Here is a 13612-nt window from a genome sequence, read left to right as displayed (position 1 = left end):
GGAATTCAAGCCTGACGTTCGGTCAGCAATTGGCGCGCGGAATCGGCCATGACAGGCAGCGCTCCGGCGAGCATCAGGACGTCCTTGAGCACCAGGCGTCCGGCACCGGACAGATAGGGAAAGCCATGCTGACCATCGCCCAGCGCAGCGACCCAGGCTTCAGGCGTGGTAACCAGAAAGCTCAGGGTCACCAGCGGCGTAACGAACGCCAGCGCGCCACCGAGCAGGCCGGTGCGGCGGGAAAGCGGGTTGGACAGGACCAGCAGACCGATGAAGATTTCCACCACGCCAAGCCCGGTGGAAAAACCGTAGGTGTTGTTCGCGGTCTGCCAGGCGCGCTTGTCGGCGTTCAGCTCGCCCTCATGCGTCAGGTGCGCCTTGTAGTCCTGCGGGTGTTCGTAGAAGAACGACATCACCGGGCTGTTGGCGACGAAAGGCGTAATGCTGTCGGCTTCGTACGGGACGAATTTCAACGCGCCGATCCACAGGAACACGATGGCGATGGCCACGCGCATCAGCGGGATGCCGAGGCGATCGAGTTTGCCGAGCTGTTGTAGTCCGGCGTTGATTGAGGTGAACATGCGACGTCTCCAGATCAATGAAAGTGGAGTCAGTCTGCGGTGCTATCGAATCGCGCTTTTGTCGGTCATGCTCAACGTCTTGCTCAATCGTCTCAACTTTGCGGATTCCTTCGTAATGGGTGCCAATGAACTCGCTCGATAAGCTCATCAGCCTGGCCAACGTGCGCGGCAGTCTTGATCTGCGCTGCCAGTTTCAGGGCGACTGGGCGCGTGATCACCCACAGGAAGCCTTGGGCAAGGCGCCCTATCACGTCGTGCTCAAGGGTGAATGCCGGGTTGAGCTGGCCAGCGGGCAACGCCTGGCGATGCGCGCCGGCGATATTCTGCTGTTGCCACGGGGTACGCCGCATGTGCTGCACAGCGCCGGCAAAGACGTAGCGCCGATGTCGCCAACGCTGGTTCCCGGCGGGGTGTTGCCGATCTATCGGCTGGGTGGCGCGAGCGCAGATCTGGACATGCTCTGCGGTGGCTTTCATTACAACCGCGCATCGATGCTGTTCGCCGCCCTCCCCGATTACCTGTTGATTGCCAACGATGGCTTGCCGATTGATGCGCCACTGACCGCCCTGATTGCGCTGTTGCGCAGCGAAGCCGACAGCGAACAGCCGGGCGCACGGTTCCTCCTCGACTCACTGTCCCAAGCGTTGTTCACCTTGATTCTGCGTGCGCACCTGGCCCGTGCGGAGCAGGACAAAAGCACCCTGGCGCTGCTCGGCGACCAGCGCCTGGGCCGCACCTGTCAGGCGATATTGGCCGACCCGGCGCACGAATGGACCATCGAAGCCATGGCCGACACCGCGAACATGTCCCGCGCGACGTTCATGCGCACCTTCGCCAGGGTCGCTGGCGTATCGCCGTGGGTGCTGCTGACCCAGTTGCGCATGGAGCTGGCGTTCAGTCTGCTGAGCCATTCGCATCTGGGCCTGAACGACATTGCCGTACAGGTCGGCTATCAGTCGCAGGCTGCCTTCAGCAAGAAATTCAAGGAAATCTACGGCGAGGCCCCGGGCAAAGTCCGCCGCGCGATCTGATTGAATGGATCGCTTTGTATCAGCGTGTAGCGTTCGCCGCCCCAGATACACACGCATGCGAAGTTCGGCCGTGCGCACACACAACTGACACATTTAGCGCGCTAAATACCACTGTCGCTTCCATTACTACCTTAACCAATCGACAGGACATCACCATGAACAAAGTCTTCGCAACCCTCGCCCTTACCGCCGCCATGTTCGGCGGAAACGCTGCGTTCGCCGCGCCGGTCAAACCCACCGTGGTGCTGGTGCACGGTGCCTTCGCCGATTCGAGCAGCTGGAACGGCGTGGTCAAGATTCTCGAGAAGGATGGCTATCCGGTGATCGCCGCTGCCAACCCGCTGCGCTCGGTCAAGGGTGATGCGCAATCGGTGGCGGATGTGCTGGCCAGCGTGAAAACTCCGGTGGTACTGGTCGGCCACTCCTACGGTGGCCCGGTGATCAGTGAAGCCGCTTACGGCAATGCCAATGTCAAAGCGCTGGTGTACGTCGCAGCTTTTGCACCGGAAAAGGGTGAAACCGCCGCTGAGCTGTCCGGGCGTTTCCCTGGCAGCACCCTTGGCCCGACCCTGTCGGCCCCGGTTGAGCTGGCCGATGGTGGCAAGGATTTGTACATCCAGCAGGACAAATTCCATGAGCAGTTCGCAGCCGATGTTTCCCCGGCAGATGCGAAGTTGATGGCCGCCACCCAGCGCCCGGTGACCGTCGCCGCGCTCAACGAAGCCGCCACCGAGCCTGCATGGAAAACCGTGCCGTCGTACTTCGTCTACGGTGACCAGGACAAGAACATCCCGGCGCAAGCCTTGGCGTTCATGGCCGAGCGCGCGCACTCCAAGCAGACCGTCGTGGTCAAAGGCGCTTCGCACGTGGTGATGGTGTCCAACCCGAAAGCCGTTGCCAGCCTGATCGAAACCGCTGCGGCCGGGAAGTGATCAAGCGCTGAGTTGAACCTTGAAGCCTTAGCCGTGAACCCTGTTCACGGCTTTCAGCGCTGGGTGGTGTTGCAGCCGCTCGCTGAGAAAATCCACAAACGTGCGCACCTTCGCCGGTACGCGCGGATGTTTCAGATAGACCAGTTGCACAGGTAACGCCGGCGGCTCAAAGGCCTCCAGCACCAATTCCAGTTCACCGGCCGCGACCTGGCTGGCGACTTGATAGGACAGCACCCGGGTAATGCCCCAACCGGAGCTGGCGATGTTGATCGCCGCCTGATTCGCGGTGACCACCAGACGCGGCTCGAAGCGAAAACTCAACGGGCCATCGGCATGGGCGAATTGCCAATCGCTGAGCAAATGACTGGCGGACGACATGACAATATTGGCGCGGCTCAGCTCGTTCGGATGTTGTGGTCGGCCATAGCGGGCGAAGTAATCGGGGGTGCCGCAGATGACCTGACGGACCTCGCCGACCTTGATTGCATGCTGATTGTTCTCGTGCAAATGGCCGATGCGCACGGCGACATCGATACCCTCTTCCGCCATGTTCACCACGCGATCAACCAGCAAAGCCTTCAGATGCACCGAAGGAAACGCATCGACGTATTGCGCCAGCAACGGCGCGATGAACAACTCGCCAAACAACACCGACGCGGTCACGCTCAAGTGCCCGCACGGCACCCGATAACTGCCGGCAGCGGCCTCTTCGGCTTCGTCGACGTCGCACAGAATTCTTCGGCAATCGTCCAGATAACGATGCCCGGCTTCGGTCAGGTGCAGGCTGCGCGTGGTGCGCGACAACAGACGCGTGCCGATGCGTTGTTCCAGCGCGGCAATGGCGCGGGTGACGCTGGGGGCGAGGTGTTCAAGCGCCGGGCCGCCGCCGCAAAGCCGCCCTCCTCGGCCACGGCCAGGAACATGCGCATTTCCTGAAAACGATCCATAGCTGGGGACCTGTCGAAGATTTTGAAAACCCACCGGCCCCTGTGGGAGCGGGCTTGCCCGCGATGGCGTCCTGTCAGTCAACAACGATGCTGAATGACCCACCGCTATCGCGGGCAAGCCCGCTCCCACAAGGTTTTTGGCGTGTGCTGATATCAAGCGCTTTGCAGGCCCACCGCTGTGCGCTGCATGCCGACGAATTTCGGCAGCGCCTCGACCCGTTCCAGCCACGCCCGCACATTCGGATAATCCTCAAGCGAGACATTGCCTTCCGGTGCGTGGGCGACGTAAGTGTAGGCGGCCACATCGGCAACGGTTGCCTTGTCGCCGGCAAGGAATGCGCTGTTGGCCAACTCGTCTTCCATCACCTGCAACAACGCATGGGAACGCTTGATCGCATCAGCTGCGTCGTAACCGGCGCCGAACACCGTGATCAAGCGCGCCGTAGCCGGGCCGGAGCTGATCTGCCCGGCAGCTACCGATAACCAGCGTTGCACCTTGGCTTGTTCGACCGGATCGCTCGGCAGCCACTGGCCATTGCCGTATTTGCTCGCCAGATAAACAAGAATGCCGTTGGAATCAGCGAGCACCGTACCGTTGTCGTCAATCACCGGCACTTGGCCGAAACGGTTAAGGGCGAGGAATTCAGGGGTTTTGTGTGCGCCCTTCATCAGGTCGACGAACACCAGTTCGGTCGGAACATTCAGCAGGGACAGCATCAACTCGACGCGATGCGAGTGGCCGGATAACGGATGGCGATACAGTTTGACGGCTGACTGAGACATGACGTGCTCCTGGATTTTTTGAGGTCGACCCGCTGATCGTGTCGATGGGCTCATCCTGCTCCCCTGCCGCAAATCGCGGAATCCTCAGCAAATACAATCGAGCATTTCAGCCAGTGAAATAATCATCCTCGTCCTTAGGCGCGCGTAGGGATCATTTCACCGCGTGAAACAGTGGATTGCAGTTTCTGGCCATTCCCTCGCAACCGGCCGAGGGCGAACATGAGCCCACTTGAGCTTCAGCCCCTGGCGGCTCACCGGCCCGTTTGCACCCGAGGAGAATCGAAATGGACACAGCGTCGAAACCGCAGCCCTCGCCCTGGCATGAAGGTGAGCTGACCCTGCAACGTGCCGTCGGCGCGGTGGAGATGATGGTCGGTGTCGGCCAGCGGCAACTGGCCCGCGACTGGATGCCGGACCAGCACCGCGAGTTCTATGCGCAACTGCCCTTCGTCGTGCTCGGCGCCGTTGATGGCCAGGGCGACCCGTGGGCGACGCTGCGCACCGGTCAACCGGGCTTCATGGATTCGCCGTCGCCACAGGTGCTGAAGATCAAACTCGACGCCCAGCCTAACGATCCGGCGAATCAAGGCCTGCAGCCCGGCGACGCGATCGGCATGCTCGGCATCGAGCTGCACACCCGTCGGCGCAATCGCATGAACGGCAACATCAGCCGCCGCGCTGACAACAGCCTCGAGATCGGCGTGACCCAGGCTTACGGCAACTGCCCGCGCTACATCAACCTGCGCCATTACGCGTTCGTCGACGAAACCACCGACACCGCGCTCGACCTGCCGGTCAGCGAACCCTTGGTGCGCGACATGATCACCGCCGCCGATTCGTTCTACGTGGCCACTTACGTGGTGCGCGACGGTGAGCGGCAAGTCGATGTGTCCCATCGCGGCGGCAAATCCGGTTTCGTCCATATGGACGAGGACGGCACCCTGACCATCCCGGATTTCTCCGGCAATCTGTTCTTCAACACCCTGGGCAACATCCTGCTCAACCCGCGCGCCGGGCTGACCTTCATCGATTTTGAAAGCGGCGATCTGTTGCAGATGACCGGTAGCGCGGAAGTGCTGCTCGATGATCCGCAAATCGCCGCGTTCCAGGGTGCCGAACGTCTGTGGCGCTTCAGGCCGCAGCGCATCGTTTACCGTCAGGCCGCGCTGCCGCTGCGCTGGGCCGAGCAGCCGCAAGGCGATTCGCCCAATTCGCAAATGACCGGCAGCTGGGAGCAGACCCGCGAGCGTTTGCAGGCCGAGGCGCTGCGCAATCAATGGCGCGCGCTGCACGTCACGCGGGTGGTCGATGAGAGTCCGCAGATCCGTTCGTTTTACCTGCAAGCCAACGACGGCTTCGGCCTGCCGCGCTTCGAACCGGGCCAGCACTTGCCGATCAAGGTCTTGCTCGACGGCCAGGATGCCGCGTCGATCCGCACCTACAGCGTGTCCAGCGCGCCGTCGGACGAGTTTCTGCGTATCAGCGTCAAACGCGATGGCTCGGTATCCTCGCATCTGCATGATCGGGTCCAGGCACTGGATTTGATCGAAGCCCGCGCGCCGCAAGGCGATTTCACCGTTGACGCCACCGAACGCCGGCCACTGGTGCTATTGGCCGCCGGGGTTGGGGTGACGCCGTTGCTGTCGATGCTGCGCGAGGTGGTCTATCAGGGCAAACGCATCAGCCGCATGCGCCCGACCTGGGTCGTGCAAAGCAGTCGCACCGTCGAGGATCTGGCCTTTCGCGAAGAAATCGACGCCTTGGCTGCACGCGCCGGTGACAAGGTCAAGGTGCTGCGCGTGGTCAGCCAGCCGCCGCTGGAAGCAACAGCGCAGGGTTACGATCATGCCGGGCGCATCGACATCGCCTTGCTGAAGAGCCTGCTGCCGCTGGATGACTACGATTTCTACCTGTGCGGCCCGGGCAGTTTTACCCAGGCGCTGTACGACGGCCTGCGCAAAATGCGCATCCCGGACGATCGCATCCACGCCGAAACCTTCGGCCCGTCGACGCTGATCCGCGATGTCGAAATCAGCACCCCGGCGCCGCCGCAAGTGCCGGTCGCGGAAGAGCCGGTCAAGGTGCTGTTTGCCACGTCCGGCAAGGAAGCACGCTGGGAACCGGGCAGCGGCACCTTGCTGGAACTGGCCGAGGCGCGTGGCTTGAATCCTGAGTTCAGCTGTCGCGGCGGCTCGTGCGGCACCTGCAAAACCCGCCTTACCAGCGGCCAGGTGCATTACCTCACCCCGCCGGCCATGCGTCTGGCGGATGACGAAGTGCTGATCTGCTGCGCCGCCCCGGCGCAGGGCAGCGACACCCTGGTGCTGGATGTTTGAATGTTGAGGAGGTGTGCCATGAAGCCGTTTGCCGAAACCAGCGTCGTTTGGCCGCAAGAGAAAACCGGACTGTCCGCCAGCGAATGCGAACGCAGCTTTTTGCTGCCGCAATTGATGGGTTCACTCGCCGGTGAAACCTGCGCGTTGACGGGCTCATTCAATCAACGTGAGCATCTGCCTTCGAGCCCGAACGGCTGGTTTTCCCGTGGGCTCAAGGCGTTGTTTGCTTAGGCTTTGCTCACCGCCGCCACTCTGCCCGCCGGCCCGTGCTGGCGGCTGGTGACCAGGCCAATGAACGAGATCAGCAGCGCCAGGCCAATGGTCGAGGTCACTTCCAGGCGATGTTCAGGGGTGATCATCATCACTGCCAAAGCCGCGCAGATAAAGGCGATGACCAGCCAGGTGAGCCAGGGAAACAGCCACATGCGCAGGGTCATTTCGACCTTTTCCCGTTCCAGTCGGCGGCGCATGCGCAACTGCGAAATGGCGATCACCAGGTACACCAGCAAGGCGATTGCGCCGGAGCTGGCGAGCAGGAACTGGAACAGCCCGGCCGGCATGAAATAGCTGAGTAACGTCACGCCTGCGCCGATCACCGTGCTGGCGATCACCGCCGCGCGTGGCACGCCGGCCGCCGAAGTCACCTTCAATGCCGGCGGCGCATCGCCGCGTCGGCCCAGCGAATAGAGCATGCGCGAGGAAATGTAGATCGACGAGTTCATGCAACTGGCCACCGCGATCAACACGACCACGTCGACGAGGAATTTGGCGTTGGGGATGTTCATCAGTTCCAGTGCGCGCTGGTAGGAACCGACCGAGGCAAGTTGCGGGTCATTCCACGGCACCACGGAAATCACCACGAAGATCGACAGCAGATAGAAAATGCCGATACGCCAGATCACCGAACGGGTGGCCTTGGCGATGTTCTGCGCCGGATTGTTCGATTCCGCAGCGGCAATGGTCACCGCTTCGGTGCCGATGAAACTGAACATGATGGTGATGAACGCGCCGACCACCGCCGACATGCCGTTCGGCGCAAAGCCGCCGTGCTCGGCCATCAGCGTGCTCAAGCCACTGGCTTCACGCTCGGGAATCCAGCCCATCAGCACCGCAAAACCCAGGCCGATGAAACCGATGATTGCGATGACCTTGGCCATGGCGAACCAGAATTCGAACTCGCCATATTTCGACACGCTGAACAGGTTGGTGATCACCAGCAGGACGATCGACAGCAAGGCGAACAACCAGGCATCGACCTGGGGAAACCACTGATTGAGCACGTGACCGGCGGCCAGTGCTTCGATGGGAATCACCAGCACCCAGAACCACCAATACAGCCAGCCGATGGTGAACCCGGCCCAGCGGCCAATGGCTTGATCAGCGTAGGTGGAAAATGAGCCGGTGTCGGGATGCGCGACAGCCATTTCGCCGAGCATGCGCATGACCAGCACGACCAGCAGACCGGAGAACAGATAAGCGAGCAGCACCGCAGGTCCTGCGGCGGCGATGGCGTGGCCTGAGCCAACGAAAAGTCCTGCGCCGATGATGCCGGCAATGGAAAGCATGGTGACGTGACGCGGTTTGAAACCTTGCGCCAACTGACCGTTGGAGTCCTTGGGGTTCAGGCTAGTCATGGGTTCTTATTGTTCTCATGATCGACGTTTGGGCCACTGACTGTGCGTCAGGCGATCATCATTTCCTTGAGTCGACTCAGGCGAAAGCAGCGACGCAGACGCTTTGCCGACGAAATGATGCTTCACCTTACGTGGCCCGACCGCCGCGCAACTAGCCTGAGTGCGGCATGCCGATGTCTGATTTCGACATGCCACTCTCAGGCCAGCATGGGGCGGCGGCAACCGCTGCGGCAATTTACAGCGTGTAGGAAATCCCCACCTGCACGGTTCGCGGCGCGCCCGGGTAGGCGTAAACGTTGCCGAAGGCGCCTTCTTCGTAGTCGCGATCGAAGATGTTTTTCACATCGAGATTGAGGCGCACCTTGTCGTTGACCTTGTAGAAGCTCAGCAGGTCGACCACGGTGTAACTGCCCATGGAAAACGCGGTGTTGGACGTCTGCCCGGCGCGCTCGTCGACGTATTTCAGGCCAGTGCCAAGGCCAAGGCCTTTGAGCGTGCCGTCCTGGAATTCGTACATATTGAGCAGGCTGAAGCTGTTCTTCGGGATGTTCAGCAGGCGCGTGCCGGAGCGCAGCGTGTTGTCCTTGGTCACCTCGGCGTCGACGTAGGCGTAACCGCCGACTACTCGCCACTCTGGGGTGAGATTGCCGGTGACGTTGACGTCGAAACCACGGCTGCGTACTTCACCAGCGGCGACGCTGAAGGTCGAATCTACCGGGTCGGTGGTCAGCACGTTGCGTTTTTCGATCTGGTAGATCGCCGCGTCGACGCTCAACTGCTGATCCAGCGCTTCCCACTTCACGCCCATCTCGTACGACTTACCCTTCTCCGGAGCGAAGCCGCTGCCTTCGCGACTGGCGCCGGTGTTGGGTTTGAACGAGCGCGCGGTGTTGGCATAGACCGCCAGGGTTTCGGTCAGGTCGTAGGTGACGCCGATACGCGGGGTGACGGCGTTGTCGCTGGCCTGCCAGCTCTTGCCGCCGGGCACGTAGGTTTCGTAATCGTGCTCGAAGCGCTCGAAACGCGCGCCGGCCAGCACTTTCAGTTTGTCGGTAAGGGCTACCTGATCCTGCACGAATGCCGCGTAGGTCTTGAGGTTCTCTTTGTCGTGGGTCGGCGTGCGGGTCAGCGCCGGGCGTGGCTGGCCGTAAACCGGATTGAAGATGTCGATCGGGTAGGCACTGACCGCGCCGCTGGAGCGCTGGATGATCGACTTGTAATCGTAATCTTCATACTCGATGCCGGTGAGCAAGGTGTGCTGCAGACCGCCAGTATCAAAATGCCCGGTGAGGTTGAGCTGGGTGTCCTTGTCGGTCCATTCCAGCTTGCGGTAGTTGAAGTTGCGCCCCAGCGTGCGGCCGTCAGCGGCAATGCCGTTGGCCTCGATCGCGTTGCCCTTGAGCGAGCCGTCGAGCCACTGGAAACCACCGCCGAGGGTCCACTCATCGTTGAGCATGTGCTCGAAACCCAGTTGCGCCATGTTGTTGTCGTTGTGCAGTTTGCCGACGTCCTTCTCGCCAAAGAAGGTATCGCGCGAGGCGGTGCCGATCTGCGCCGGGTAGCGCGTGACGCCACGATCGAGCGGCGCGTTGTTGCGCATGAAGTCGCCTTCGAAAATCAGCTTGGTCGCATCGGTGGCCTGCCAGGTCAGCACCGGCGTGATGCCGTAGCGCTCGTTCTCGACATGATCGCGGAAGGTGTCACCGCCCTCGCCCACCACATTCAAGCGATAGGCCAGACGCCCTTCTTCGTCGAGTGGCCCGGAAGCGTCGAGGGTGCCGCGCGTCATGCCTTGGTCGTTCAACTGGCTGCCTAACGTAACGGTGCGCTCGGGCAACGGCTGTTTCGACACCACGTTGAAGGTACCGCCTGGGTCGCCACGGCCATAGAGCATGGTCGCCGGGCCGCGCAGCACTTCCAGACGCTCGATGGTGTTGGCGTCGGGCATGTTCGGGTAGCCACGGTTGATCGGGAAACCGTTGCGGTAGAACTCGCCCGTGGTGAAGCCGCGCACGGTGAAGGTGGTCAGGCCCTGCCCACCGAAATTGTTCGCCCGCCCGACGCCGCCGGCGTAATCCAGCGCATCCTGCAAACGCGTCGCGCCGAGGTCTTCAACGGCATCCTTGGTCACCACGCTGATCGATTGCGCGGTTTCATGAATCGAAGTGTCGGTGCGCGTGGCGCTGGCCGAACGCGTCGCGCGGTAGCCCTGCACCGGGCCGTCTGCCCGTTCGTAATCCGCTGTGCCGACTACGTCGGTGGCTTCCAGCTCAAGCGTTGAAGAAGTCGGTTCGGCTGACTCAGCCCACGAGGAAGAAGACAACGCCTGCAGCACACAAATGGAAAGCAGAGTTCGACGCATGAGGTGAAAACCTTTACGAATAGGCCAGAACGAAGGGCAAAACCGCCAGTGAAAACGTCGCGCATGGTATACGGTCGCATTAGTAATTGAAACGTATTCCTATTTGTCATGTTGATCAGGATTGGTGAGCGAGATTCATCATTCCATCCTGAATCCGCGCATTATCAGTGGCGCGTCGATGGCCTAGGCTCGTAGAGATCCGACGTCAACCGATGGCTGCGCCGCGCTACGTGTGCGTCGCCAGCCTGTCTGGAAGGAATTTGCAGATGAAATTCGACACCCCGGCCGGCTCCAATCCGATCGACCAGCTGAAGGTGATCGGCCAACCTGCCGACCGCATCGACGGCAAGCTGAAAACCACCGGCACCGCCCCCTACGCCTACGAGCAAAACGCAGCGGTGCCGGACGCCGCCTATGGCTATATCGTCGGCGCCGGGATCGGCAAGGGGCGCATTGCCTCGATCGATTCGACGCAAGCGCGGGAAGCGTCCGGGGTGATTGCCATCGTCACTTACGAAAACGCCGGGGCATTGGCCAAAGGCGAGTTTTACGTAGCCAGGGCCTTGGCCGGGCCGCAGGTCGATCATTATCACCAGGCCGTGGCGATTGTCGTCGCGGACACCTTTGAACAGGCGCGCGCGGCCGCCGGCTTGCTCGACATCCGCTACGTGGCCGAAGCGGGTTCATTCGATCTGGCGGCTGCGAAAGACTCCGCAACCCCACCGCCACCGGCCGGTTTTGGCCCGCCGCCGCAGACCAGCGTCGGTGACTTCGAAGGCGCCTTCAACGCTGCGCCAGTGCAAATCGATCAGCACTACAGCACGCCTGACCAGGCCCACGCGATGATGGAACCGCACGCAACCATTGCCCGCTGGAGTGGCACGCAGTTGACCTTGTGGACATCGATCCAACAGATCAACTGGGGCGTGCGCGATCTGGCGAAAACCCTCGGCATCGCCAAGGAAGATGTGCGCCTGATCTCGCCGTATATCGGCGGTGGTTTCGGCGGTAAGGGCACGATTCTTTGCGACGCTGTGTTGGCATCCCTGGCCGCTCGACATGCCGGGCGAGCGGTGAAAGTCGCGCTGCCGCGGCCGCTGATGTTCAACAACCTGACCCATCGTCCAGCGACGCTTCAGCGCCTGCGCATCGGTGCCAACCGTGACGGCGTGATCACGGCGATCGGCCACGAGAGCTGGTCGGGCAATCTGCGCGGTGGTCGCGCCGAAGCGGCCACCGCGTCAACCCGCTTGCTTTACGCCGGGGCCAATCGCATGACTCGTTTGAATCTCGCCGTGCTCGATCTCGCCGAGGGTTCGGCGATGCGCGCGCCGGGCGAGGCACCGGGGATGATGGCGCTGGAAATCGCCATGGATGAACTGGCGGAAAAGCTGCAGATGGATCCGCTGCAACTGCGCATCCTCAACGACTCGCAGGTCGATCCGGAGCAACCGGCGCGGCCGTTCTCCAAACGGCAGTTGGTGGAATGCCTGAACACTGGCGCCGAACGCTTTGGCTGGCGTCAGCGCAACCCTCAACCCGCTCAGCGCCGTGAGGATGGCTGGCTGATCGGCATCGGGCTGGCCTCGGCGATTCGCGGCGCACCGACCACCGCTTCGGCGGCGCGGGTGCGTCTCGATCGTCAAGGCGTCATCACCGTGGAAACCGACATGACCGACATCGGCACCGGCAGTTACACCATCATCGCCCAGACCGCCGCCGAAATGATGGGCGTGCCGCTGGACCGTGTCGTGGTGCACTTGGGCGATTCGCGGTTTCCGGAATCGTCGGGCTCCGGCGGCCAGTGGGGAGCCGCCTCCTCCACTGCCGGCGTGTATGCCGCGTGCATGAAACTGCGTGAAGCCGCCGCTCGCGCCGTCGGGATTGACCCGCAGCAAGCCGAGTTTGTCGATGCACAGATTCGCGCAGGCTCGCAGCAGGTTGGCTTGGCTCAGGCCGCAGCCAATGGCGAGCTGACGGGCGAGGACCGCATGGAATACGGTGACCTTGCCCAGCGCTTCGCCCAGCAGACTTTCGGCGCGCATTTCGCCGAAGTCGCGGTCAATGCGGCGACCGGCGAAATTCGCCTGCGCCGGCAACTGGCCGTGTGCGCCGCCGGGCGCATCCTCAACCCGAAAACCGCGCGCAGCCAGATCATCGGCGGCATGACCATGGGCGCAGGAGCGGCATTGATGGAAGAGCTGGCGGTGGACCATCGAATCGGCTTTTTCGTCAATCACGATCTGGCCGGATACGAGGTGCCGGTGCACGCCGACATTCCCCATCAGGAAGTAATCTTTCTCGATGAAGTCGACCCGTATGCAACCCCGTTGAAAGCCAAAGGCGTCGGCGAGCTGGGTATCAGCGGCGCCGCGGCGGCCATCGCCAACGCGATCTATAACGCGTGTGGCGTACGGGTGCGCGATTATCCGATTACGCTGGATAAACTCATCGGCGAGTTGTCCTACCCGGTCTAAGACTCGATCGCGCAGGATATCGCCCATGTACCCCACCACCCCCGATGGCCACTATTTTGTGGTCAAGCAACAGCTGTGGCGTTGCAGCAACCCATCGCTGCCAGCCGCCAAGCGTGAGGCGTTTGTAACCGAACTCATGTCAGCGCGGCGTGCGGTCAAAGAGGCGAAGCGTGCGGAGGATGCACAGGCGTTGAAGTCGGCGAGAGCTCGCGTCAACGACGCCAAAGTCGCGCTGGGTGAACGCGGGCCGGTGTGGTGGGATGACGGCAGCCCGGACTACAACCGTTTCAAGGTGAGCAATACACCGTATGCGCAGTGGTTTGCCCAACTGCCTGAAGAGGAAAAGTCCCCTGACTGAATGTTGAGTGGCCTGATCCGGTACTCCCTGGACATAACTGCGACAACCACCGCAAATCCCTGTGGGAGCTGGCTTGCCAGCGATGAGGTCAGCACATCCAGCATTGATGTAGCAGATATACCGCCATCGCTGGCAAGCCAGCTCCCACAGGGATTGGGGATTGAATCAAGA

General features: G+C 61.8%; 10 protein-coding genes and 1 pseudogene. 6 read left to right on the top strand and 5 right to left on the bottom strand.

The genetic code is table 11. The features are described 5' to 3' along the window. Positions 1–5 precede the first annotated feature (5 nt). Complete coding sequence (rclC, locus tag ACZZ0K_RS10110) at positions 6–581, bottom strand: reactive chlorine resistance membrane protein RclC (protein ID WP_123442445.1); 576 nt, start codon at positions 579–581, stop codon at positions 6–8. A 125-nt stretch (positions 582–706) separates the two neighbouring features. On the opposite strand from rclC, the gene ACZZ0K_RS10105 reads away from it, so the two are divergent. Together ACZZ0K_RS10105 and ACZZ0K_RS10100 are read left to right on the top strand one after the other, a co-directional pair. Next, positions 707–1612: an AraC family transcriptional regulator gene (locus ACZZ0K_RS10105; protein ID WP_258706715.1), complete on the top strand. Its 906-nt coding sequence runs from the start codon at positions 707–709 to the stop codon at positions 1610–1612. A gap of 155 nt (positions 1613–1767) precedes the next feature. Next, on the top strand, positions 1768–2544 hold the full coding sequence (locus ACZZ0K_RS10100; protein ID WP_258706716.1) for an alpha/beta fold hydrolase: 777 nt from the start codon (positions 1768–1770) through the stop codon (positions 2542–2544). A gap of 27 nt (positions 2545–2571) precedes the next feature. Here the strand turns inward: ACZZ0K_RS10100 and ACZZ0K_RS10095 are convergent. Then, positions 2572–3491: pseudogene (locus ACZZ0K_RS10095) on the bottom strand (LysR family transcriptional regulator). A 153-nt stretch (positions 3492–3644) separates the two neighbouring features. Continuing rightward, a complete protein-coding gene (locus tag ACZZ0K_RS10090; RefSeq protein WP_252878219.1) occupies positions 3645–4274 on the bottom strand; it encodes a glutathione S-transferase family protein in 630 nt (209 codons plus the stop codon). A 284-nt stretch (positions 4275–4558) separates the two neighbouring features. Between ACZZ0K_RS10090 and ACZZ0K_RS10085 the strand changes: the two genes are divergently transcribed. Beyond that, positions 4559–6610, top strand: a complete 2052-nt coding sequence (locus ACZZ0K_RS10085; protein WP_258706717.1) for a pyridoxamine 5'-phosphate oxidase family protein — start codon at positions 4559–4561, stop codon at positions 6608–6610. Between the two features lie 18 nt (positions 6611–6628). Further along, positions 6629–6841, top strand: coding sequence for a hypothetical protein (locus ACZZ0K_RS10080; RefSeq protein WP_041480326.1), 213 nt, complete (start codon positions 6629–6631; stop codon positions 6839–6841). Here ACZZ0K_RS10080 and gabP read toward each other — a convergent pair. Further along, positions 6838–8244, bottom strand: a complete 1407-nt coding sequence (gene gabP, locus ACZZ0K_RS10075; RefSeq protein ID WP_252867640.1) for a GABA permease — start codon at positions 8242–8244, stop codon at positions 6838–6840. The two genes, ACZZ0K_RS10080 and gabP, sit on opposite strands and share 4 nt — an antisense overlap. Positions 8245–8479: 235 nt before the next feature. After that, entirely contained in the window at positions 8480–10606 is a 2127-nt protein-coding gene (locus ACZZ0K_RS10070; protein ID WP_258706718.1) for a TonB-dependent siderophore receptor, read from the bottom strand. A gap of 266 nt (positions 10607–10872) precedes the next feature. Between ACZZ0K_RS10070 and paoC the strand changes: the two genes are divergently transcribed. Beyond that, positions 10873–13083 (top strand): aldehyde oxidoreductase molybdenum-binding subunit PaoC, encoded by a 2211-nt coding sequence (gene paoC, locus ACZZ0K_RS10065; protein ID WP_463559087.1) that lies wholly within the window; start codon positions 10873–10875, stop codon positions 13081–13083. A gap of 25 nt (positions 13084–13108) precedes the next feature. Then, entirely contained in the window at positions 13109–13441 is a 333-nt protein-coding gene (locus ACZZ0K_RS10060) for a hypothetical protein (RefSeq protein ID WP_258706720.1), read from the top strand. Positions 13442–13612 lie beyond the last annotated feature (171 nt).

Source organism: Pseudomonas sp. AC255 (assembly GCF_979258175.1).
This window is presented reverse-complemented; position numbering and strand designations above follow the sequence as displayed.

Coding starts and splice junctions, on each gene's coding strand:
- rclC (WP_123442445.1), bottom strand. CDS start 581: ATGTTCACCTCAATCAACGCCGGACTACAACAGCTCGGCAAACTCGAT.
- ACZZ0K_RS10105 (WP_258706715.1), top strand. CDS start 707: ATGAACTCGCTCGATAAGCTCATCAGCCTGGCCAACGTGCGCGGCAGT.
- ACZZ0K_RS10100 (WP_258706716.1), top strand. CDS start 1,768: ATGAACAAAGTCTTCGCAACCCTCGCCCTTACCGCCGCCATGTTCGGC.
- ACZZ0K_RS10090 (WP_252878219.1), bottom strand. CDS start 4,274: ATGTCTCAGTCAGCCGTCAAACTGTATCGCCATCCGTTATCCGGCCAC.
- ACZZ0K_RS10085 (WP_258706717.1), top strand. CDS start 4,559: ATGGACACAGCGTCGAAACCGCAGCCCTCGCCCTGGCATGAAGGTGAG.
- ACZZ0K_RS10080 (WP_041480326.1), top strand. CDS start 6,629: ATGAAGCCGTTTGCCGAAACCAGCGTCGTTTGGCCGCAAGAGAAAACC.
- gabP (WP_252867640.1), bottom strand. CDS start 8,244: ATGACTAGCCTGAACCCCAAGGACTCCAACGGTCAGTTGGCGCAAGGT.
- ACZZ0K_RS10070 (WP_258706718.1), bottom strand. CDS start 10,606: ATGCGTCGAACTCTGCTTTCCATTTGTGTGCTGCAGGCGTTGTCTTCT.
- paoC (WP_463559087.1), top strand. CDS start 10,873: ATGAAATTCGACACCCCGGCCGGCTCCAATCCGATCGACCAGCTGAAG.
- ACZZ0K_RS10060 (WP_258706720.1), top strand. CDS start 13,109: ATGTACCCCACCACCCCCGATGGCCACTATTTTGTGGTCAAGCAACAG.